The organism is Morganella sp. HMSC11D09, assembly GCF_001807955.1.
GTDB classification, from domain to species: domain Bacteria; phylum Pseudomonadota; class Gammaproteobacteria; order Enterobacterales; family Enterobacteriaceae; genus Morganella; species Morganella morganii.
Genome location: NZ_KV791711.1, coordinates 335,668 through 357,590 on the forward strand (window position 1 = coordinate 335,668; position 21,923 = coordinate 357,590).

Consider the following 21,923-nt stretch of genomic DNA (forward strand, 5'->3'; position numbering starts at 1 on the left):
CTCACCCGGCCTGCCGGGTTTTGGCAATTACAATCTCACGGATGCACACATCCTGCGGTTGCTGATAAGCAAACTGAATACAATCCGCGATTTTTTCCGGATCCAGGCCTGACTGAATCTCTTTTTTCCAGGTCTGGTAATTCTGCTTAATTTCCTCATTGGTGGTATGACTTAATAACGGCGTTTCCACCACACCCGGCGCAATGGTAATTAAACGGACATTCGCTGATGCCACTTCTTCACGGATATTTTCCGTTATCGCATGAACGGCAAATTTGGTTCCGCAATAGACTGAATGGCTCGGGAATGTTTTTCGTCCGGCAATTGAACTGATATTAATAATGGTTCCTTCCTGACGTGAAACCATATCGCGCAATACAATATTAATCCCGGTCAGAACACCGTTAATATTCACATCCACCATTTGCTGCCATTCTGCATAATCCTGATCATACGGATTATCCAGCAGCATAACGCCCGCACAGTTAATTAATAAATCTGTTTTACCGTACAGGCTTTCTGCTTCTGCGATGGCAGCTTTCATTGCCGCAAGATCCGTCACATCCACGCTGCGGCACAGGCTGTCCGGCAGATGAAACCCTTCGGTAATCTGACTGCGGCGGGCCAGTAATAAGACCGGATGTCCGGCCTGACTCATCCGTTTTGCCACAGATTCACCGATACCGGAACTGGCGCCGGTAATAACCACTAATTTTTTCATTGCATTTATCCTGAGAATATAAATAAAGTTGCATGATTTTATGCCTTGCTTTACATATATCAAGAAGGCAGATTTATTTCACAAAGTAACCTGCAGGTAACTAATGGACGATAAAATAAAGAAAATTGTAGTGGTCAGTGAAATAGAAGTTACGCTGTCTGTTATCGGCGGGAAATATAAACCGTTAATATTAAATTTATTATCTGAAAAAACCGTTCAGCGTTTCGGGGAAATACGGGCTTATATTGTCAATATTTCACAAAAAACATTAACCAATCAATTACGCGAGATGGAAGCGGACGGCCTGCTGACCCGGACGGTCTTTGCCGAAGTGCCGCCCCGCGTGGAATATACTATTACAGACAAAGGCCGTTCCCTGATCCCGATTCTGCTGCTGATGTGTGACTGGGGTTATGAGAATATGGGCGACCGCTACACACTGCTGCGCCCGGAGTGTGACTGAGCCGCTGTTACCGGCTGCAGTATTGCCTGATCACACAGATAATCTGTCTGATAGTGGCGGGCAGTGGTGAGCAACAGATGTTTCACCGCCTCCGCAGAGCCGGTGCCGGTTCGGTAAGTTTCAATCGCCGCACTCATCTGCTGCTTTTCTGCCGGGCTCAGTAAACGTTTGAAATAGCCCTGCATATGCATCAGTGCATTGGTCATATTGGCGCGGGTCGCAGGCTGTGAAAATGCGGTAAGCAGCGCCTGCTGCCAGACCGCCGCCGTTTCCGCCAGTTCCGCCGGGGAAAGTTTTCCTGCCTGTGACAACAGCCGTCCGCTGCTTTTATATAACTGTGGTGAATATGCCATCAGCGCATATTTGTAACGACTGTGCAGACGGATCAGCCCGCCCGCACTGAGCGGCGGATTCAGTGCCTGAATCAGTTCCTGCCGCGCCCTCTGCCGCCACAGTGCATCCTCATCGCTACTTTCCGGTTGTCGCTGATATGTCATATTTTCCGCCTTTTTATCTGTTACGGAGTGACTATAGTACAAATCGCACTGTTTCTGTTTTCCCTGTCCGCACATTTCCTGATATTTCTTTAATCTTTACTGCTTTGTATTCCCCCTGTTCGCTGTTATTCTTGCGGTGCCGGCGGCAACGCAGGGTGAGCCTCGCAAAATTGCCCTCTGTAACGTAAAATAGCGATTATCCCCCGGCACACAGCAACCCCGCGCCGGAACTGCCACGGCGGTACGACTGACGGGGATGTGTTCTGTTATCTATTTATCCGGAATATAAGGTGAACCTTTTGCAAGGCACAGAATTACTTGAGTTTATTATTGATAAACTCGAAGACTCCAAAGCACAGGACATTATTACTATTGATGTACGCGGTAAATCCAGCATTACCGACCACATGATTATCTGTACCGGCACATCCAGCCGCCATCTGGCGTCTGTGGCCGATAACCTTGTCACTGACTGCCGTCAGGCCGGTATGATGCCGCTCGGCGTGGAAGGTCAGGGCATTTCCGACTGGATTGTTGTCGATCTCGGTGAAGCTATCGTGCATGTGATGCAGGATGAAAGCCGCCGTATGTATGAATTAGAGAAACTCTGGAGCTGAGTGTTGAAGTTACAGCTCATTGCCGTCGGCACCAAAATGCCTGACTGGGTCGAAACCGGATTTCAGGATTATCTCCATCGTTTTCCGAAAGATATGCCGTTTGAACTGACCGAAATCCCGGCCGGAAAGCGGGGAAAAAACGCGGACATCAAACGGATCCTGGAAAAAGAAGGTGAGTTAATGCTGGCGGCGGCGGGCAAAGGCAACCGGATTGTCACACTGGATATTCCCGGCGCACGCTGGGATACCCCGCAGCTGGCCGGGCAACTGGAACGCTGGAAGCAGGACGGACGCAACATCAGCCTGCTTATCGGCGGCCCGGAAGGTCTTTCGCCTGCCTGTAAAGCAGCCGCAGAACAGAGCTGGTCTCTCTCCCCGCTGACCCTGCCGCACCCGCTGGTGCGTGTGCTGGTCGCGGAGAGTCTGTACCGTGCCTGGAGTATTACTGCCAATCATCCGTATCACAGGGAATAACCGCAGTGCCCGGTCTGAACGCGCCTGACGGCGATAAGAAAAAACACAAGCAACGGATGGACTTCCGCGATTACAGCGCGGAATCCGCCCTGTTTATCCGCCGTGCGGTGGTTGCATTTATCGGTATTGTTATTTTATCTGCCGTACTGGTGGTGAATCTCTATCATCTCCAGATTAACCGCCATGAAGATTATCAGACCCGTTCCAATGATAACCGGATCAAACTGGTTCCTATTCCGCCGAGCCGGGGTCTGATTTATGACCGCAAAGGCACGCTGCTGGCGGAAAACAGAACCATTTATCAGCTCGAAATCGTGCCGGAGAAAGTCACTGACCTGCCGGACGTACTGAATGAGCTGCGCGAGATTGTCGATCTGACCGATGAAGACATCGCGAATTATGAAAAAGAACGCCGCCGTTCCCGCCGCTTTACCTCTATTCCGCTGAAAACCCCGCTCAACCAGATACAGGTGGCACGGTTTTCGGTAAATCAGTACCGCTTCCCGGGACTGGAAATCAAAGGCTATCAGCGCCGTTTCTACCCTTACGGCTCCGCCCTGACCCATGTTATTGGTTATGTGGCAAAAATTAACGACAAAGATGTCGAGCGCCTGGATAAAGACGGTCTTTTGCCGAACTATGCCGCCACTCATGATATCGGTAAGCTGGGTATTGAGCGTTATTATGAATCCGTCCTGCACGGCAAAACCGGCTATGAGGAAGTGGAAGTCAACAGCCGCGGCCGCGTGATCCGCCAGTTACACGAGCAGGCACCGCAGGCCGGGAAAGATATCTATCTGACGATTGATCTTGAATTGCAGATGTATATCGAAAAACTGCTGACCACCAGCCGTGCGGCTGTCGTGGTGAGTGATCCGCGCAACGGCGAAATTCTGGCACTGGTGTCCAACCCGAGTTATGACCCGAACCTGTTTGTGAACGGCATTTCCGGCCCGGATTACCGGGGCCTGCTCAATAACCCGGATCGGCCGCTGATCAACCGCACCACCCAGGGGCTCTATCCGCCGGCATCCACCGTGAAACCATTTATTTCTGTGGCGGCACTCAGCGAAAAAGTGATCACCCGTAACACCACGATTTTTGATCCCGGCTGGTGGCAGTTGCCCGGCTCAGAAAAACGTTACCGCGACTGGAAACGCTATGGTCACGGCAACCTGAACGTAGTGAAATCGATTATTGAATCAGCGGATACCTTCTTCTATCAGGTGGCGTATGACATGGGGATCGACCGTCTGTCCGCCTGGATGACCCGCTTCGGTTACGGCGAATATTCCGGTATCGATCTGATGGAAGAGTACAACGGTGTGATGCCGACCCGTGAATGGAAACAGCGGCGCTATAAGAAACAGTGGTATCAGGGCGATACCATCCCGGTCGGGATCGGCCAGGGATACTGGACATCAACACCGATCCAGATGTCAAAAGCCCTTAATACCCTGATAAATGATGGTGTGGTGAAAACACCGCACCTGCTGCTCGGCACCAAAGAAGGTAGCGGTATGCTGCCGTATGAGCAGAAAGAATATATTGCTATCGGTGATATTCATTCCGGATACTGGGAGCTGGCCAAGTCCGGGATGTTCGGCGTGGCCAACGCACCGAACGGCACCGGCCGCAAATTCTTTGCCGGTACGCCGTACAAAGCAGCCGCCAAATCCGGTACAGCACAGGTGTTCAGCTACGAAACCTATAACGCCAGCAAACTGGCGGAACGCCTGCGCGACCATAAATTAATGATTGCTTACGCACCGTACGATAACCCGAAAGTGGCGGTGACCATTATTCTGGAAAACGGCGGTGCAGGCCCGGCAGTCGGTACTCTGGTCCGCCAGATCCTTGACCACGTCCTGCTGGGTGATAACAACACGGTACTGCCGGATGCTCCGCCATCACCGCCCGGCAGTGAAACAGAGTGATGCCCATGACTGATAATCCGCGCAAAGTATCCCTGATGACCCGCATGCACATCGACTTCCCGTTGCTGGTGCTGCTGCTGATCCTGCTGGTTTACAGTGCATTTGTGCTGTGGAGTGCCAGCGGGCTGGATCCGGAAATGATGGAGCGCCGCCTCGGGCAGATTTTCTCCGGTATCATCATTATGCTGGTTCTGGCGCAGATCCCGCCCCGCGTGTATGAGACCTGGGCACCGCACCTCTATATTGTCTGTGTCATCCTGCTGGTCTTTGTGGATGTCTTCGGGCAGATCAGTAAAGGCGCGCAGCGCTGGCTGGATCTGGGGATTGTCCGTTTTCAGCCGTCCGAGATTGCCAAAATTGCCGTTCCGCTGATGGTGGCGCGGTTTATGAACCGCGACCAGTGTCCGCCGACCCTGAAAAATACCGCCATCGCCCTGCTGCTGGTGGTGGTGCCGACCCTGCTGGTCGCCGCACAGCCTGATCTCGGGACATCCATCCTGGTGGCCGCCTCCGGTATTTTTGTGCTGTTCCTGGCCGGGATGAGCTGGCGCCTTATCGGGATAGCCCTGCTGCTGCTCGCCGCCTTTATTCCGCTGCTCTGGTTTTTCCTGATGCACGATTCCCAGCGCGGCCGCGTGATGATGCTGCTCGATCCGGAAACCGACCCGCTCGGTGCCGGTTATCATATTATTCAGTCAAAAATTGCCATCGGCTCCGGCGGACTGGCCGGAAAAGGCTGGATGCTGGGCACACAATCCCAGCTGGAATTCCTGCCGGAACGTCATACTGACTTTATCTTTGCCGTCCTCGCGGAAGAGCTGGGGCTGGTCGGGGTGATCTTCCTGCTGGTACTCTATCTGCTGATCATTATGCGCGGGCTGATGATTGCCGCCCGAGCCCAGAATACCTTCGGACGGGTGATGGTGGGCGGTCTGATGCTCATCTTCTTTGTCTATGTGTTTGTGAATATCGGCATGGTCAGCGGGATCCTGCCGGTGGTCGGTGTGCCGCTGCCGATGATGAGTTACGGCGGCTCCGCCCTGATTGTATTAATGGCAGGGTTTGGTATTGTCATGTCAATTCATACACACCGTAAGATGCTGTCAAAAAGCTTATAATACATTACGAGGTTTTCATGCGTTTACAATGGATTGCGGTCACAGCGATGGCCGCGTTGCTGGCAGGTTGCCCGTCAGTGCAGCCGCCGGTCAAACAGACACCGCCGCCGGGCCCGGCAAAAGAGATTCTCGGCGCCGTACCGGCCTACGAGCCGCTGCATCCGGGCGCGAATAATGATTACGTCCGTAATGGTCAGCAGTATCAGATTGTCCGTGATCCGGAAAACTTCAGTCAGCAGGGATATGCCTGGATTTATGGTCAGGCCCAGAACGGTAACCGGACCGCTACCGGCGAAATCGTCAACAGCGCCGAACTGACCGCATCCCACCCGACGCTGCCAATCCCCGGCTATGCGCGGATCACCAATATGGCGAATAACCGCATGATGGTGGTGCGGATTAACGATCGCGGCCCGTATATGCCGGGCAAACAGATCGGGCTTTCCCGCGCTGTCGCAGATCGCCTGAACCTGCTGCCGAATACCAAAATTAAAATTGACCCGATTGTGGTTGCGGAAGACGGCTCGCTGAGCGGCTCCGGGACTGTCGGTACCGTGGTCGCCAAACAGAGCTATGCCCTGCCGGGCCGCCCTGAACTGGGCAAAACCAGTGCTCTCGGTACGCCGGTGACCAATACCACCCCGGTGGTGCCGATCAACAGCCGTCCTGTTATGGCACAGCCGCAGCCGGAATCCGCACTGATCCCGACCGTGAAACAGCCCGCAGCACCGGCAGAAGCCCAAACTGAAAACACCGCCGCACCCGCACCGCAGCAGGCCGCTGTCAGCGGTTACCGCGTCCAGGTGGGTGCTGTGGCAAGTGCGGAACGCGCAACACAGTGGCAGAAAGAGCTCAGCGATAAACTGGGTGTGCCCGGTATGACAGAATCCTCCGGTGATATGTTCCGTGTCCAGCTGGGGCCGTTTACCAGCCGTGAACGGGCCGCCGAAGTACAGGGACGCCTTCAGCAGCAGCTGAATATGAATTCATTTATCCTTGCACCTTAAAAACAGGCAGTGATAACACTACGCGCTGTCATAGCAGTTTTGCTATGATAGCGTTTCTTTTTCACCGGCATCATCAATGTTGTTTTAACACTCATGAAATACGCAACGACTTATCAACACCGCGCCGGGCGCCTGGCCGCTTTCGGTCTGACCCTGGCACTGAGCGCCGCAGCTTCTGCCGCTGATGTTCCGAATCTGAATACCACCATCCCGCCTGTTCCGGATATTGAAGCGGAATCCTATATTCTGATGGATTACCACTCCGGCAAAGTGCTGGCGGAGAAAAATGCCGATGTCCGCCGTGATCCGGCCAGTCTGACCAAAATGATGACCAGCTATGTCATCGGCCAGGCAATGAACACCGGTAAATTCACGCCGGACACCATGGTCACCATCGGGGAAAACGCCTGGGCAACCGGTAACCCGGTATTCCGCGGCTCCTCGCTGATGTTCCTCAAACCGGGCGAGCGCGTCAGCGTGGCGGATCTCACACGCGGTATCAACCTGCAGTCCGGTAATGATGCCTGTGTGGCGATGGCCGAGTTTGTTGCCGGTGATCAGGACACGTTTGTCGGCCAGATGAACCAGTATGTGGCGCAGCTTGGTCTGAAAAATACCCACTTTAAAACCGTTCACGGCCTCGATGCCGACGGCCAGTACAGCAGTGCGCGGGATATGGCGCTGATTGGTCAGGCAATGATCCGCGACGTGCCGAATGAATATGCTATCTATAAAGAGCGCTCATTCACCTATAATAATATTACCCAGCAAAACCGTAACGACCTGCTGGGTGATAAGAGCCTGAATGCGGACGGGATTAAAACCGGTCACACCAACGGCGCGGGTTATAACCTGGTCGCTTCCGCCACCGAAGGGGATATGCGTCTGATCTCCGTGGTGATGGGCACCAAATCTGCCAAAGCCCGTAATGCGGAAAGCAAGAAACTGCTCACCTGGGGCTTCCGTTTCTTTGAAACGGTCAGACCGATGCAGAAAGACAACCCGCTGGTCTCGGAAATCGTCTGGTTCGGTGATAAAGACAAAGTGCAGTTAGGAGTGGAAAATGATGTTTATATCACCATTCCGCGCGGCCGCCTGAAAGATCTGAAAGCCGGTTTTGTCCTGACCGATCCGGAGCTGCATGCGCCGCTGGCGAAAAACCAGGTGGTCGGTACCATTAATTTCCAGCTCGACAACCAGATCATTGAAACACGGCCGCTGGTCGTGACGGAAGCGGTACCGGAAGGGAACTTCTTCAGCCGTCTGATCGACTACATCCGCCTGCTGTTTCACCGCTGGTTCGGCTGAGACTTGAAATCAGATGAACTATCCCCATATTTAGTTCATCTGACGTTTTGCTTTATTAAGGAGCACCCATGAAAACCAAACTCAATGAACTGTTAGAGTTCCCCTGCTCATTTACCTACAAAGTGATGGGTGCCGCTGAACCGGAATTAGTGAATGATGTTCTGGAAGTGATTCAGCGCCACGCGCCGGGTGACTACAGTCCGTCAATCAAACCAAGCAGCAAAGGAACCTATCATTCCGTTTCTGTCACCATTGATGCGACACACATTGAGCAGATCGAGAATCTGTACGAAGAATTAGGCGCGTTAGAGCGCGTCAGAATGGTGTTGTAACACCGTCATTTCTTCATCATTTCAGGCCGCCTTTCCGGGCGGCTTTTTTTTATCCCTCTGAACATTTTATGCGCATCACTGGTACGCATTTGCCGTGCGCGTTATACTGCTGGCCCGGCATACCGAACTGAAGATACCATTTTGCAAAATAACACCATTATTTTACGTCAGCTGGGCCTGCGGCCTTATCATCCTGTCTCTGAAGCCATGCACCAATTTACCGAACAGCGTACGGCGGAAACCGGTAACGAGATCTGGCTGGTCGAGCATGAGCGCGTTTTTACCCAGGGCCAGGCAGGGAAAGCCGAACATGTTATCTCCCCCGGTGATATCCCGGTGATCCAGTCTGATCGCGGCGGCCAGGTGACCTACCACGGCCCGGGACAGCAGGTCATGTATGTGATGATTGATCTCAAACGCGACAAAATCGGTGTGCGCGAACTGGTAACCGCGCTGGAAAATTCAGTGGTTGAGACCCTGAAACAGTGGAATATTGACGCTTACCCGCGCCCGGATGCGCCCGGTGTTTATGTGGCGGGTAACAAAATCTGTTCACTCGGTCTGCGGATCCGCAACGGCCGCTCATTCCACGGCCTGGCGCTCAATATCAATATGGATCTCGAGCCTTTTCACCGTATTAATCCGTGTGGCTATGCCGGTCTCGCCATGACACAAATGGCTGATTTTGTTCCCGGTATTACCCTTGCGGATGTTCAGCCCGTGCTGACCGCACAATTCTGCCGGCAATTAGGATTCCAACTTGCCGCAGAATAGTGATATAATTTTTTTAACATTTTTAAAAAGATTTTTAAAAGATTGATGACTTCGTTACATTCAGCAGACAGGCCGTCACCACGGCACTCATCAATCACTATCCGATGAATCTAACCGGAAATGACATAAACATGAGTAAACCAATTCAGATGGAACGCGGTATCAAATACCGTGATGCCGATAAAATGGCGCTTATCCCGGTCAAAAACCTGGTATCAGAGACGACCGAACGATTACGCAAACCAAGCTGGATGAAAATAAAACTTCCGGCTGATTCCCATAAAATCAAAGGGATCAAAGATGCAATGCGCCGTAACGGCCTGCATTCTGTCTGTGAGGAAGCCTCCTGCCCGAACCTGAGCGAATGCTTTAACCACGGTACCGCCACGTTTATGATCCTCGGGGCTATCTGCACCCGCCGCTGCCCGTTCTGTGACGTTGCCCACGGCCGTCCGAATGCACCGGATGCCAACGAACCACAGAAACTCGGTCAGACCATCAAAGATATGGGACTGCGTTATGTGGTGATCACCTCTGTTGACCGTGATGACCTGCGTGACGGCGGCGCACAGCACTTTGCTGACTGTATCACCGCTATCCGCGACCACAGCCCGGCGATTAAAATTGAAACCCTGGTGCCGGACTTCCGCGGCCGTATGGATAAAGCACTGGAAATCCTGACCGCCACTCCGCCGGATGTCTTCAACCACAACCTGGAAAACGTACCGCGTATTTACCGTCAGGTGCGCCCGGGCGCTAACTATGAGTGGTCACTGAAACTGCTGGAACGCTTTAAAGAAGCCCATCCGGAGATCCCGACCAAATCCGGCCTGATGGTCGGCTTAGGCGAAACCAATGAAGAGATCCTCGATGTGATGCGCGACCTGCGCCGTCACGGCGTGACCATGCTGACCCTGGGGCAGTATCTCCAGCCGAGCCGTCACCATCTGCCGGTTCAGCGTTATGTCAGCCCGGAAGAGTTTGAGGAAATGAAAGCCGAAGCAATGGCGATGGGCTTCACTCACGCCGCCTGCGGCCCGTTTGTCCGCTCTTCTTACCATGCTGATTTGCAGGCCAAAGGCGAAGAAGTTAAGTAATTTCCCGCCATTCTGTGAATACCTGAAACCGCCGCTGAAAAACGGCGGTTTTTTTATGCCGATCCGGTGATAACGCTGGTAACGGGCAAAACGAAAAGTCGCTGTAAACACTTCCCTGTGCGCTCGGATCGCGCCATCCATGGCGCTTACGCTTTTCGTTCGCCTGCCCGTTACCGGCGTTTTATCTGACCGGAAAAAAAACCAATGATATATGTCTTTTGTGCTCTGCCCCGCTGCCGCTATTCCCACTGCAACTGATGCGGATTATGATGCGTTCCATATCACATTATTAATGAGTAAATTATGAAACGTAGTGGCGTTTTATGTCTGACAGCACTCGCTCCCGCCGTCTGGGGCAGTACCTATCTGGTGACCACCGAAATGCTGCCCGCTGGTTATCCGATGACTGTTGCCATGCTGCGTGCCTTACCCGCCGGTCTGCTGCTGATGCTGTTTATCCGCCAGTTACCTAAAGGGATCTGGTGGGGGCGGATTTTCGTGCTCGGGGCACTGAACTTCGCGGTGTTCTGGTGGCTGCTGTTTGTCTCGGCCTATCGTCTGCCGGGTGGCGTGGCTGCGACCGTCGGCGCTATTCAGCCGCTGATTGTGCTGCTGCTCTCCCGCATGGTGCTGGGCAATGTACTGAAGCCGCTGGCAGTACTCGGCGCACTGTGCGGGATAGGCGGGGTGGCACTGCTGTTACTGACACCGCAGGCAAAACTCGACACCATCGGTATTATTGCCGGGTTAGCAGGTGCGTTCTCCATGGCCGCCGGTACCGTGCTGAGCCGCCGCTGGCAGCCGGATGTCTCACCGCTGACCTTTACCACCTGGCAGCTCACCGCAGGCGGATTACTGCTGCTGCCGGTCTCTCTGCTGCTTGAACCGGCACTGCCGCCGCTGACGCTGCTCAATATCAGCGGATTATTGTATCTGGGGCTGATTGGCGCGGCGCTGACCTATCTGTTCTGGTTTCGCGGACTGGCAATCCTCGGGCCGAATTCCGTGGCATCGCTCGGTTTTCTCAGTCCGCTGACGGCGGTACTGCTGGGCTGGTTTGTGCTGGATCAGCAACTGAGCCTGTTACAGTGTGCGGGGGTTATCGTGGTGATCGGCAGTGTCTGGCTCAGCCAGGTCGCCAACCGGTGCTGATATAAAAAAACCCGTTACTATGGTGAGTAACGGGTTTTCGTCACGATAATGTCGAATTAAAATAACAGCTACGGTATAGCGTGTTACAACTTAAATCGAGACAACGTTTGCAGCAGACGGGCCTTTAGCGCCATCAACGATTTCAAATTCCACTTTCTGGCCTTCTGCCAGTGTTTTGAAACCGTCGTTCAGAATTGCAGAGAAGTGAACAAACACATCTTTGCTGCCGTCTTCCGGAGTGATAAAACCGAAACCTTTTGCTTCGTTAAACCACTTCACGTTACCTTTGCGCTTTGACATTCAAAAAAACCCTTTAACAAGTGATAGTACTTCATCAGTACCCGGCCAGTCGTTTTCAGACTGTATTGATCCTGCCGGGCAATCTGGTTCGATACTAAACTACCCGCCGGATAACGTCATTGTGAGAGATATTCCGCTGATATACCAGAGGATTTGTCCTGGTTATTTCAACGGTCAGCAACATTTGCCACCTTTTTACTCAGATAATGCCCTCATGGCGCAACAGCCACTGCTTAATATCCAGCCCGCTGCTGTATCCGCCCATTGAACCGTCGTGTGCAATCACCCGGTGGCACGGAATAATCAGACAAACAGGGTTACGCCCGTTTGCCATACCAACCGCGCGGCAGTAATTGGCAGAGCCCAGCTTCAGCGCCAGATCTTTATAAGACCAGGTGATCGCAAACGGAATAGTTGATAACTGCGCCCACACCCGGGTCTGGAATTCCGTACCGTGCGGATTGAGTTTCACACTGAAATCCTGCCGTTTCCCGGCGAAATATTCATCCAGCTCATGAATACACTGTCTGATATGCGGGTTATCACTGTCTGTCTGCGCCGGCGCAGTATCATCAAATCCCAGTTCAGTGATCCCCTGCTCATCCGCGCTGATAATGATATAACGGCGGGGAAATCCGGCCGGAGCCTTTATATAAGTCGTTGCCATACGTCTGCCCTTTGTGCTGGTTTTGCTATAGCAAAACCTAATTATGATAAAGAGACAAACATCATTTACGTCATTCATCTCACAACAGAGAAAATAACGAGGCAAATGAATTCATGCAAGTCAGTTCACCGGAAAATGATACCCCGGTGAACAGCTTTGTGACGAATGATGAGACGGCGGATTATTTCAGCCAGTCAGCGACGGCTTCATAGGTGCCGCGAAAGAGGATGCGGTCGGTTTTTTTGCTCAGCTGATAGCGGTACATCGGGTCGTAATATTCTTCCAGCAGCGGACACAGCCACGAGAAGTGAGCTTCGGTATTGCCGCTGCGCCACTGCTCGGCAAGTGCACTGTCGAGCAGCGCGGTCAGTTCCGCCGCCCGCTGCGTGCCGAGCCGCCGCCGGATAGCTGACAGCCCGTGATGCAGATACTCACTGTATGCCTCACGCCCCTTTTCTTCACCGTATGCGGCGGTGAAATCATGAGTCATGCGGTCAAAATATTCTTCTTTCAGCCGTTCCAGACGGCGCTCAAACGGATCTTCCACCACCACCAGCGAAGCCAGTGCCATTTGCACCCGCAGCGGCTCCGGCAGGCCGTTGGCACCGATGGCGCGGCCTTCATCCTCCAGCACCCAGCGGGTCCCGGCGTTTTCTTTTTTTATCATGGCGGCAGCGAGATGGTTTTCAAATGTCGCCTGGGCAAACTGCGCCTCCAGCGTGCGCCCGAAAGACGATCCGCGGTGATGCGCCAGTCCTTCCAGATCGATACCATCAGCCAGTTCGCCCACCAGCGTGGTTTTACCGCTGCCGGTACAGCCGCCGATCAGGATCACCGGGCGCGCCACCAGCTCTTCAGTCACCTGAATTACCGCCTGACGCAGTGCTTTGTAACCGCCGGTAATCAGCGGATATTCCGTTCCCGCATCCCGCAGCCACTGCTGCACGATATGCGAACGCTGGCCACCCCGGGCACAACAGAGATAACCCTGCGGATAATCCGCACAGGCCGCCAGCCAGGCTGCTATCCGCTGTTCACGGCGCTCACCGTTTACCAGCTGATACCCCAGCGCCAGCGCCTTTTCAGCGCCCTGCTGCTTATAACAGGTACCGACAGCGGCCCGCTCCTCATCATTCATCAGCGGCAGATTGTGTGAGGCAGGCATGGCTCCCTGGCTGAATTCAACCGGCGCGCGGACATCAATCAGCGGGGTATCAGAAGCAAGGAGTGTGCGGATAGTTCGGGAAGACGGAGCTAATTCCATAATAAATGTGTGATTTCAGTTCAGATGCCAATAAATTCAGCTGTCTGCAAAAGACAGTTCAGATTTTTTTATTGTACGCCTGACGGGGACATTTGTCGCTGCGGATTTTCCCCCTCCGCATATTCACCGTGCAGACAGTTCATCATGCATTTACTCACATCCGGATTAATAATAGTGATAATCATTCAAAATGCAAAAACACCATATATAGTGTGGTTGATATATTTAATGTCTACATATAGTATTCAAAACACAGTTAACCCACGATATCTGCTCATAACGGGCAGCGATAACCACGGGAAACCGCCATGACAGTGACTATCTACAGCAAACCCGATTGTGTGCAGTGCAATGCCACCTACCAGATGCTGACACGGAAAAATATTCCGTTCAGTGTCATTGATATCACTCAGGATGAGCAGGCGTATCAGCATGTCCGCACACTGGGATATCAGCAGGTGCCGGTGGTGATCGCCGGTCAGGATCACTGGGCCGGGTTCCGTCCCGACAAACTTGCCGCCCTCTGAACCGCACACGCCGGAGGCACCATGACCACGCAGGCACTGATTTATTTCTCCACCCGTTCAGAAACCTGTCACCGTTTCACGGAAAAACTGGGGATCCCGGCCACACGGCTGCCGGAAGATGGTGACCTTACCGCCACTCAGCCCTTTGTGCTGCTGGTGCCGACCTACGGCGGCGGCCATCACAGCGGCGCGGTGCCGCGTCCGGTGATCCGCTTTCTCAACCGGCCTGAGAACCGGGCACTGCTGCGTGGTGTGATTGCCGCCGGAAATACCAACTTTGGCCGCGCTTATGCCATCGCCGGTGACATTATCGCCGCCAAATGTCAGGTGCCGTTTTTATACCGTTTTGAACTGCTCGGCACACAGGCGGATGTCGATAACGTCCGCCGCGGCTTACACCAATTCTGGCAGCAGCAGGCCGCTGAGACCGCCTGCTGAGTGCTGCTTACCTGATTCCGGGATAACACGATGACCACTGAATACACGGATTACCACGCCCTGAATGCCATGCTCAACCTGTATGATGCAGAGGGCAGGATCCAGTTTGATAAAGATGTCACGGCGGCGCACCACTACTTCCGCCAGCATGTGAATCAGAACACCGTGTTTTTCCACAATCTGCGGGAAAAGCTCGATTTTCTGATTAATGAAAACTATTACGAAGCTGACGTCATCGGACAATATGATTTTGAATTTATTAAAAATCTGTTCCGGCTGGCGTACAGCAAAAAATTCCGCTTTGCGACCTTCCTCGGTGCCCTGAAATATTACACCGGCTATACCCTGAAAACCTTTGACGGCCAGCGCTATCTAGAGCGGTTTGAAGATCGCGTCTGTATGGTGGCGCTGACACTGGCGCGGGGAGATACGCAACTGGCAGAGCATCTGCTGGAGGAAATCATCAGCGGACGTTTCCAGCCCGCCACCCCGACCTTCCTCAACTGCGGCAAAAAGCAGCGCGGGGAGTTTGTCTCCTGCTTCCTGCTGCGTATTGAAGACAATATGGAATCCATCGGACGCAGTGTGAACTCGGCCCTGCAACTCTCCAAACGCGGCGGCGGTGTGGCATTTCTGCTGACTAACCTGCGTGAGTCCGGTGCGCCGATCAAACTGATTGAAAACCAGTCCAGCGGCGTGGTGCCGGTGATGAAGATGCTGGAAGATGCCTTTTCCTATGCCAATCAGCTGGGCGCGCGCCAGGGAGCCGGGGCGGTATATCTGCATGCACACCATCCGGATATCCTCACGTTTCTCGATACCAAACGGGAAAATGCGGATGAAAAAATCCGTATCAAGACCCTGTCTCTCGGCGTGGTGATCCCGGATATCACCTTTGAGCTGGCCAAAAATAACGAGCCGATGTACCTCTTCTCCCCGTACGATGTGGCGCGGATTTACGGCAAACCGATGTCAGAACTGAGCATCACAGAGCACTATGCGGACATGGTGAATAACAAGGCCATCCGCAAACGCAAAATCAATGCCCGTGAGTTTTTCCGCATCCTGGCGGAGATCCAGTTTGAATCCGGTTATCCCTATATTATGTTTGAGGATAATGTGAACCGTGCAAACCCGGTCGCCGGTTACATTAATATGAGCAACCTCTGCTCGGAGATCCTCCAGGTCAACAGTGCCAGCGAATACAACGACGACCTCAGTTACCGCCATACCGGGCGTGATATCAGCTGTAACCTCGGCTCGCTGAACATCGCGAAAATGATGGATTCCCCGGATTTCGCCCGCTCTGTTGAAATCGCCGTGCGCGGGCTGACCTCGGTGTCAGATATGAGTCAGATCCGCAGTGTGCCGTCCATCGATCACGGCAACCGGGGCTCTCATGCTATCGGGCTCGGGCAGATGAACCTGCACGGTTATCTGGCACGGGAGCATATTCATTATGGTTCAGAAGAAGGTATTGATTTCACCAATATCTATTTCTTAACCATCGCCTATTATGCCCTGAAAGCCTCCAACCAACTGGCAATTGAGCGGCAGCAGACATTCCGTAACTTTGAGCAGTCCGCCTATGCCAGCGGGGAATATTTCAGCAAATACATTACGCAAAAATGGGAACCGGCGACAGAAAAAGTCCGCACCCTGTTTGCCGATGCCGGAATTGCTGTTCCGTCGCAGGCGGACTGGCAGCAGCTGAAAGAGAGTGTGATGGCGCACGGGCTGTACAACCAGAATTTACAGGCAGTCGCACCGACCGGATCGATTTCCTATATTAATCACGCGACCTCCTCCATTCACCCGATTGTGGCCCGTATTGAGATCCGCAAAGAAGGCAAACTCGGCCGTGTCTATTACCCGGCCGCCTTTATGACTAACGATAACCTTGAGTATTACCGGGATGCCTACGAAATCGGGCCGGAAAAGATTATCGATACCTACGCCGCCGCCACGCAGCATGTTGATCAGGGCTTATCCCTCACCCTCTTTTTCAGTGATGAGGCATCCACCCGCGATATCAACCGCGCACAAATTTATGCCTGGCGCAAAGGGATAAAAACCCTCTATTACGTGCGTCTGCGTCAGTCTGCACTGGAAGGCACCGAAGTGGCGGGCTGTGTTTCCTGCGCCGTATAAACCGTTTTATATCAGGATATTATCATGACCACATTAAGCCGCATTTCCGCGATTAACTGGAACCGGATTGAGGATGACAAAGATCTCGAAGTCTGGAACCGCCTGACCAGCAACTTCTGGCTGCCGGAAAAAGTGCCGCTCTCCAATGATATTCCGTCGTGGCAGACACTGACCCCGGCAGAGAAACAGCTGACCATCCGCGTGTTCACCGGGCTGACCCTGCTGGATACCATTCAGAACACGGTCGGCGCACCGGCGCTTATCCCAGATGCCCTGACACCGCACGAGGAAGCGGTACTCTCCAATATCAGCTTTATGGAAGCGGTACATGCCCGCTCTTACAGCTCGGTTTTCTCCACGCTCTGCTCCACACAGGAGATTGATGACGCCTACCGCTGGAGTGAAGAGGAACCGACCCTGCAAAATAAAGCAGCGATTATCCTCGGCTATTACCGTGACCCGCACCCGCTGAAAAAGAAAGTCGCCAGTGTGTTTCTGGAATCCTTCTTATTCTATTCCGGATTTTATTTACCGATGTACTGGTCAAGCCGCGCCAAGCTGACGAATACCGCCGATCTTATCCGCCTGATTATCCGGGATGAAGCAGTTCACGGCTATTATATCGGCTATAAATTCCAGCGCTCATTACAGAATTATGATGAACAAACCCGCAAAGAAATAAAGGAATTTACCTTCAGTCTGTTATTTGATTTATACGAGAATGAAGTCAGTTATACGCGGAAATTATATGACGGTGCCGGATGGTCTGAGGATGTGATTAAATTCCTGCATTATAATGCCAATAAAGCACTGATGAACTTAGGCTATGAAGCACTGTTTCCGGAGAGTGTGACGGATGTCAGTCCGGCAATATTATCGGCGCTGTCACCGGATGCCAACGAGAATCACGATTTCTTTTCCGGATCCGGCTCTTCTTATGTGATAGGTAAAGCAGTGAACACAGAAGATGAAGACTGGGATTTTTAAATCAATCACTTCCGTTTAAGTATCGTACTATAAACACCGGTTTTATTAATGCACTGATATTGCAGCATATTTATATCAGTGCATTTTTAGCTCACAAAACAACCTGAATCATCAATTTTTACGGGGGTATTTTCCGGTTATCAGGATGTTTTTATCGAGTCATTTCCAGACTTAAGCGAAATATCTGTTATTGCACCAATAATTACACATCATTATTAATAAATATATTTAATGTGGTGCAATTTTTTTTCCCTGTTTTCGCGATGAATCTCACAACTTACTGACGCCGGGATTATCCGGCAAAATATCATCATATTCCCTTTTCAGGCATTCCGGATAAAAAGCGGTTAAAACAAGTGCCTGGTTAACTTTCCGGTACTTTTCCTTTCTTATTTTCCGCAGATTATTCATATATTAATGAAATAAGATATTCAGCGGATCCCGGTGATTTTACACCAAAAATATATCCGTTCTTTTTGATTAATTCTCATAAACAAGGGGTTGTCAGCATTATCTCGTATGCTAGGGTAAATAACGTTTTTTTCAGGGAGAGGATCCACATTTACCCATTTCACATCCACGTTATTCTGAATGGATATACTGCATGGCAATAAAACTCGAAGTTAAAAATCTTTATAAAATATTTGGTGAGCACCCGAAACAGGCATTTGAATTATTAGAACAGGGCCTGGACAAAGAACATATCTTTGAAAAGACCGGTGCTACCGTCGGCGTACAGGACGCCAATCTGGCCATTGAAGAAGGCGAAATATTCGTCATCATGGGACTGAGCGGTTCAGGGAAATCCACCTTAGTTCGTCTTCTCAATCGCCTGATAGAACCGACCCGCGGCCAGGTGCTGATCGACGGCGAAGATATCGCTGTGATTTCTGATCAGGCACTGCGCGAGGTACGGCGTAAAAAAATCAGCATGGTGTTTCAGTCCTTTGCTCTGATGCCGCATATGTCGGTGATCGACAATACCGCATTCGGCCTGGAACTGGCCGGGATGAGCAAAGCGGAACGCCACGACCGTGCACTGGATGCGCTGAAACAGGTCAACCTGGAGCAGTGGGCGAATTCCTATCCGGATGAGCTGTCCGGCGGGATGCGTCAGCGGATCGGGCTTGCCCGCGCGCTGGCGAATGACCCGGATATCCTGCTGATGGATGAGGCGTTCTCCGCCCTTGATCCGCTGATCCGCACCGAAATGCAGGATGAGCTGCTGAGCCTCCAGGGCGATAAACAGCGTACCATCGTGTTTATTTCCCATGACCTCGACGAGGCCATGCGTATCGGCGACCGTATTGCCATTATGCAGGGCGGCGTTGTGGTGCAGGTCGGCACCCCGGATGAGATCCTCAATAATCCGGCTAATGATTATGTCCGTACCTTCTTCCGTGGTGTGGATATCAGTCATGTGTTCAGCGCCAAAGATATTGCCCGCCGCCGTGCGGATGCGCTGCTGCATGTTGCGCCGGGCTTCGGCCCGCGTTCGGCACTGAAAGTTCTCAATGATGATGACCGCGAGTACGGTTACCTGATTGAACGCGGACAAAAATTTGCCGGTATTGTTTCTGTTGCCTCACTGGAGGCGGCACTGAAAGCGAAAAAACCTATCACAGACGCCATTCTGAGCGAGCCGCAGGCGGTCAGTGCTGACACACCGCTCAATGAGCTGCTGACCGTTGTCGCGCAGTCACCGTGTGCTGTTCCGGTGGTCGGCAACAACAACCGCTATGCCGGGGTTATCTCAAAAGGGATGCTGCTGCAGGCTTTAGATAAGGAGACGCCGAATGAGCCGGAATAATCAACAGGATACAGAACTGGATCCGTGGGCGGCAACATCAGAGCCGGATCCTTCATCAGTACAAACAGCCCCTGACGCCGCAGACAGCAGTGATCCGTGGGGAAGTGCCGCCGATACCGGCGGTGCGGATGCCGACCCGTGGGGTGGCGCGGCGGACAGCGGCAGTGACTGGCTGGATGCAGCACCGGCAGATACCGGCCCCGCGTTTGACTGGGCAAATCCGTTTGATCACTCGCTGATCCCGTTTGACAGCTGGGTGACCGATGCCATCAACTGGATTGTGCTGCACTTCCGTCCGGTCTTTCAGGGCATCCGTGTGCCGATTGATTTTGTGCTCACGACCTTTGAACAGGGACTGACCGCCATTCCGGCGCCGATCGCCATTCTTATTTTTGCCCTGCTCGCCTGGCAGATGAGCGGCAAAGGACTGGGGCTTGCCACCGTGGTATCACTGACCTTTATCGGGGCCATCGGGGCATGGAATGAAGCAATGGTGACTCTGTCACTGGTTCTGACCGCCCTGATGTTCTGTATTATCATCGGGTTACCGACCGGTATTGCCCTGGCGCGGCATGAACGCGCCGCGAAATTTATCCGTCCGCTGCTCGACGCCATGCAGACAACACCGGCCTTCGTCTATCTGGTGCCGATTGTCATGCTGTTTGGTATCGGTAACGTGCCGGGTGTGGTGGTGACCATTATCTTCGCCCTGCCGCCGGTGATCCGCCTGACTATCCTCGGGATCCGTCAGGTGCCCGCCGACCTGGTCGAAGCCGCAGAATCCTTTGGTGCCAATCCGCGTCAGATGCTGTTTAAAGTACAGCTGCCGCTGGCAATGCCGACCATCATGGCCGGGATCAACCAGACGCTGATGCTGGCACTGTCAATGGTGGTTATCGCCTCCATGATCGCCGTCGGCGGTCTGGGGCAGATGGTACTGCGCGGTATCGGCCGTCTGGATATGGGGCTGGCGTCTGTCGGCGGTGCGGGGATTGTCATTCTCGCCATTATTCTTGACCGCCTGACACAATCACTCGGGAAAGATTCCCGCAGCAAAGCCGGCCGCCGCTGGTATCGCACCGGTCCTGCCGGGCTTATCACCCGTCCGTTCCGCCGCGCGCCGTAACACACGGTAGGGGGCTTCCGCTCCCGCTCATTATCACCCTGCCGCTGTTATCGCGGCGGCAGGCACAACAAGAGGGAAAACGATGCGTAAGACAGCAATCGCAGCAATCGCCTTATCGGCACTCATTGGTACTCAGGCTTTCGCGGACACCGCGCAGCCGGGCAAAGGGGTCAAAGTGCTGCCTGTACAAAGCACCATTACTGAAGAAACCTTTCAGACCCTTATCGTCAACAAAGCACTGGAAGAACTCGGCTATGACGTGCAGCCGATTCAGGAAGTGGATTACAACGTAGCCTATGCGTCAATCGCCAACGGTGATGCCACCTTTATGGCAGTAAGCTGGGTGCCGCTGCACAATTCCCAGTACAAAGCGGCCGGAGGTGACGATAAATTCTACCGCAAAGGGGATTATGTCGTGAACGCCGCTCAGGGGTATCTGATTGACAAGAAAACCGCTGAGAAATACCACATCACCAATATTGAACAACTGAAAGACCCGGAAATCGCCAAACTGTTTGACAGCAACGGCAACGGTAAAGCGGATCTGACCGGCTGTAACCCTGGCTGGGGCTGTGAGGCCGCCATCAACAACCATCTGAACGCCTATAAGCTGACAGACACCGTTGAGCACAACCAGGGGAACTACGCTGCGATGATGGCAGACACCATCACCCGTTACAAAGAAGGCAAACCGGTGCTTTACTATACCTGGACGCCGTACTGGATCAGTGATGTGCTGAAACCGGGACGTGATGTGGTCTGGCTGGAAGTACCGTTCTCCTCCATGCCGGACGGCGAAAAAATTGACACCAAACTGCCGAACGGCAAAAACTACGGCTTCCCGCCGAGCACCATGCATATCGCAGCCAACAAAGCCTGGGCTGAACAAAACCCGGCAGCCGCAGAGCTGTTCGCTGTCATGAAACTGCCGGTCTCGGCCATCAACGCCCAGAACCTGCGCATGCATAACGGCGAAAACTCGCAGGCGGATATTGAACGCCACGCCAATGCCTGGATTAAAGCCAATCAGGCAAAATTCGACGGCTGGATTGAACAGGCACGCAAAGCCGCTGATAAATAACCGGATCTGAAAAAGCCTCCCGGCGGCCATAGTCATATGGCCGCTTTTTTTTACCCTCAACGAAACGTGATCAAC

General features: G+C 53.0%; 23 protein-coding genes. 18 read left to right on the forward strand and 5 right to left on the reverse strand.

The window, feature by feature from the left end:
• Position 1: 1 nt before the first annotated feature.
• Positions 2-721: an SDR family oxidoreductase gene (locus HMPREF3119_RS17160; RefSeq protein WP_004235596.1), complete on the reverse strand. Its 720-nt coding sequence runs from the start codon at positions 719-721 to the stop codon at positions 2-4.
• A gap of 103 nt (positions 722-824) precedes the next feature.
• Between HMPREF3119_RS17160 and HMPREF3119_RS17165 the strand changes: the two genes are divergently transcribed.
• A complete protein-coding gene (locus HMPREF3119_RS17165; protein ID WP_004240845.1) occupies positions 825-1,184 on the forward strand; it encodes a winged helix-turn-helix transcriptional regulator in 360 nt (119 codons plus the stop codon).
• Here HMPREF3119_RS17165 and HMPREF3119_RS17170 read toward each other — a convergent pair.
• Positions 1,154-1,681 carry a DUF1722 domain-containing protein gene (locus tag HMPREF3119_RS17170; RefSeq protein WP_015422537.1) on the reverse strand — a complete coding sequence of 176 codons (528 nt, stop codon included), beginning with the start codon at positions 1,679-1,681 and terminating at the stop codon, positions 1,154-1,156. The two genes, HMPREF3119_RS17165 and HMPREF3119_RS17170, sit on opposite strands and share 31 nt — an antisense overlap.
• A 290-nt stretch (positions 1,682-1,971) precedes the next feature.
• Here HMPREF3119_RS17170 and rsfS point away from each other — a divergent pair, with 290 nt between their 5' ends.
• The 10 genes from rsfS to HMPREF3119_RS17220 all read left to right on the forward strand — a co-directional run bounded on the left by rsfS (position 1,972) and on the right by HMPREF3119_RS17220 (position 11,497).
• Positions 1,972-2,298: a ribosome silencing factor gene (rsfS, locus tag HMPREF3119_RS17175; RefSeq protein ID WP_004240847.1), complete on the forward strand. Its 327-nt coding sequence runs from the start codon at positions 1,972-1,974 to the stop codon at positions 2,296-2,298.
• 3 nt (positions 2,299-2,301) lie between these two features.
• Positions 2,302-2,772 (forward strand): 23S rRNA (pseudouridine(1915)-N(3))-methyltransferase RlmH, encoded by a 471-nt coding sequence (gene rlmH, locus HMPREF3119_RS17180; RefSeq protein ID WP_004235593.1) that lies wholly within the window; start codon positions 2,302-2,304, stop codon positions 2,770-2,772.
• Positions 2,773-2,828: 56 nt separating this feature from the next.
• Positions 2,829-4,709 carry a peptidoglycan DD-transpeptidase MrdA gene (gene mrdA, locus HMPREF3119_RS17185; protein ID WP_032099116.1) on the forward strand — a complete coding sequence of 627 codons (1,881 nt, stop codon included), beginning with the start codon at positions 2,829-2,831 and terminating at the stop codon, positions 4,707-4,709.
• 5 nt (positions 4,710-4,714) lie between these two features.
• Positions 4,715-5,827 carry a peptidoglycan glycosyltransferase MrdB gene (mrdB, locus tag HMPREF3119_RS17190; RefSeq protein ID WP_070580400.1) on the forward strand — a complete coding sequence of 371 codons (1,113 nt, stop codon included), beginning with the start codon at positions 4,715-4,717 and terminating at the stop codon, positions 5,825-5,827.
• Between the two features lie 17 nt (positions 5,828-5,844).
• The gene (rlpA, locus tag HMPREF3119_RS17195; protein ID WP_049246186.1) at positions 5,845-6,834 is read left to right on the forward strand and encodes an endolytic peptidoglycan transglycosylase RlpA; all 990 of its coding nucleotides are present in this window, start codon (positions 5,845-5,847) and stop codon (positions 6,832-6,834) included.
• A 93-nt stretch (positions 6,835-6,927) separates the two neighbouring features.
• Positions 6,928-8,142, forward strand: coding sequence for a D-alanyl-D-alanine carboxypeptidase DacA (gene dacA / locus HMPREF3119_RS17200; protein ID WP_004235589.1), 1,215 nt, complete (start codon positions 6,928-6,930; stop codon positions 8,140-8,142).
• Between the two features lie 68 nt (positions 8,143-8,210).
• Positions 8,211-8,474, forward strand: coding sequence for a DUF493 family protein YbeD (gene ybeD, locus HMPREF3119_RS17205; protein WP_004235588.1), 264 nt, complete (start codon positions 8,211-8,213; stop codon positions 8,472-8,474).
• Between the two features lie 141 nt (positions 8,475-8,615).
• The gene (gene lipB / locus HMPREF3119_RS17210; protein WP_004235586.1) at positions 8,616-9,248 is read left to right on the forward strand and encodes a lipoyl(octanoyl) transferase LipB; all 633 of its coding nucleotides are present in this window, start codon (positions 8,616-8,618) and stop codon (positions 9,246-9,248) included.
• Positions 9,249-9,379: 131 nt separating this feature from the next.
• On the forward strand, positions 9,380-10,345 hold the full coding sequence (lipA, locus tag HMPREF3119_RS17215) for a lipoyl synthase (protein ID WP_004235585.1): 966 nt from the start codon (positions 9,380-9,382) through the stop codon (positions 10,343-10,345).
• Positions 10,346-10,648: 303 nt separating this feature from the next.
• Entirely contained in the window at positions 10,649-11,497 is an 849-nt protein-coding gene (locus HMPREF3119_RS17220) for an EamA family transporter (RefSeq protein ID WP_036424934.1), read from the forward strand.
• Positions 11,498-11,587: 90 nt separating this feature from the next.
• Here HMPREF3119_RS17220 and cspE read toward each other — a convergent pair whose 3' ends face one another.
• From cspE to mnmH, 3 genes are all read right to left on the reverse strand, one after another.
• A complete protein-coding gene (cspE, locus tag HMPREF3119_RS17225) occupies positions 11,588-11,797 on the reverse strand; it encodes a transcription antiterminator/RNA stability regulator CspE (RefSeq protein WP_004235583.1) in 210 nt (69 codons plus the stop codon).
• 199 nt (positions 11,798-11,996) lie between these two features.
• Positions 11,997-12,464, reverse strand: a complete 468-nt coding sequence (locus HMPREF3119_RS17230; RefSeq protein ID WP_004235582.1) for a methylated-DNA--[protein]-cysteine S-methyltransferase — start codon at positions 12,462-12,464, stop codon at positions 11,997-11,999.
• A 181-nt stretch (positions 12,465-12,645) separates the two neighbouring features.
• Positions 12,646-13,728 (reverse strand): tRNA 2-selenouridine(34) synthase MnmH, encoded by a 1,083-nt coding sequence (mnmH, locus tag HMPREF3119_RS17235; RefSeq protein WP_070580402.1) that lies wholly within the window; start codon positions 13,726-13,728, stop codon positions 12,646-12,648.
• Positions 13,729-14,036: 308 nt separating this feature from the next.
• Between mnmH and nrdH the strand changes: the two genes are divergently transcribed.
• The 7 genes from nrdH to proX all read left to right on the forward strand — a co-directional run bounded on the left by nrdH (position 14,037) and on the right by proX (position 21,848).
• Positions 14,037-14,255, forward strand: coding sequence for a glutaredoxin-like protein NrdH (gene nrdH, locus HMPREF3119_RS17240; protein ID WP_024474189.1), 219 nt, complete (start codon positions 14,037-14,039; stop codon positions 14,253-14,255).
• A gap of 21 nt (positions 14,256-14,276) precedes the next feature.
• Positions 14,277-14,693 carry a class Ib ribonucleoside-diphosphate reductase assembly flavoprotein NrdI gene (gene nrdI / locus HMPREF3119_RS17245; protein ID WP_004240863.1) on the forward strand — a complete coding sequence of 139 codons (417 nt, stop codon included), beginning with the start codon at positions 14,277-14,279 and terminating at the stop codon, positions 14,691-14,693.
• Between the two features lie 30 nt (positions 14,694-14,723).
• On the forward strand, positions 14,724-16,844 hold the full coding sequence (nrdE, locus tag HMPREF3119_RS17250; RefSeq protein WP_070580404.1) for a class 1b ribonucleoside-diphosphate reductase subunit alpha: 2,121 nt from the start codon (positions 14,724-14,726) through the stop codon (positions 16,842-16,844).
• Between the two features lie 24 nt (positions 16,845-16,868).
• Positions 16,869-17,831: a class 1b ribonucleoside-diphosphate reductase subunit beta gene (gene nrdF, locus HMPREF3119_RS17255; protein WP_004235573.1), complete on the forward strand. Its 963-nt coding sequence runs from the start codon at positions 16,869-16,871 to the stop codon at positions 17,829-17,831.
• A gap of 604 nt (positions 17,832-18,435) precedes the next feature.
• On the forward strand, positions 18,436-19,641 hold the full coding sequence (proV, locus tag HMPREF3119_RS17260; protein ID WP_004235572.1) for a glycine betaine/L-proline ABC transporter ATP-binding protein ProV: 1,206 nt from the start codon (positions 18,436-18,438) through the stop codon (positions 19,639-19,641).
• Positions 19,628-20,767, forward strand: a complete 1,140-nt coding sequence (gene proW / locus HMPREF3119_RS17265; protein ID WP_070580406.1) for a glycine betaine/L-proline ABC transporter permease ProW — start codon at positions 19,628-19,630, stop codon at positions 20,765-20,767. The genes proV and proW overlap by 14 nt, the downstream gene beginning before the upstream one ends.
• Positions 20,768-20,849: 82 nt before the next feature.
• Positions 20,850-21,848, forward strand: a complete 999-nt coding sequence (gene proX, locus HMPREF3119_RS17270; protein WP_004235570.1) for a glycine betaine/L-proline ABC transporter substrate-binding protein ProX — start codon at positions 20,850-20,852, stop codon at positions 21,846-21,848.
• Positions 21,849-21,923: the final 75 nt, after the last annotated feature.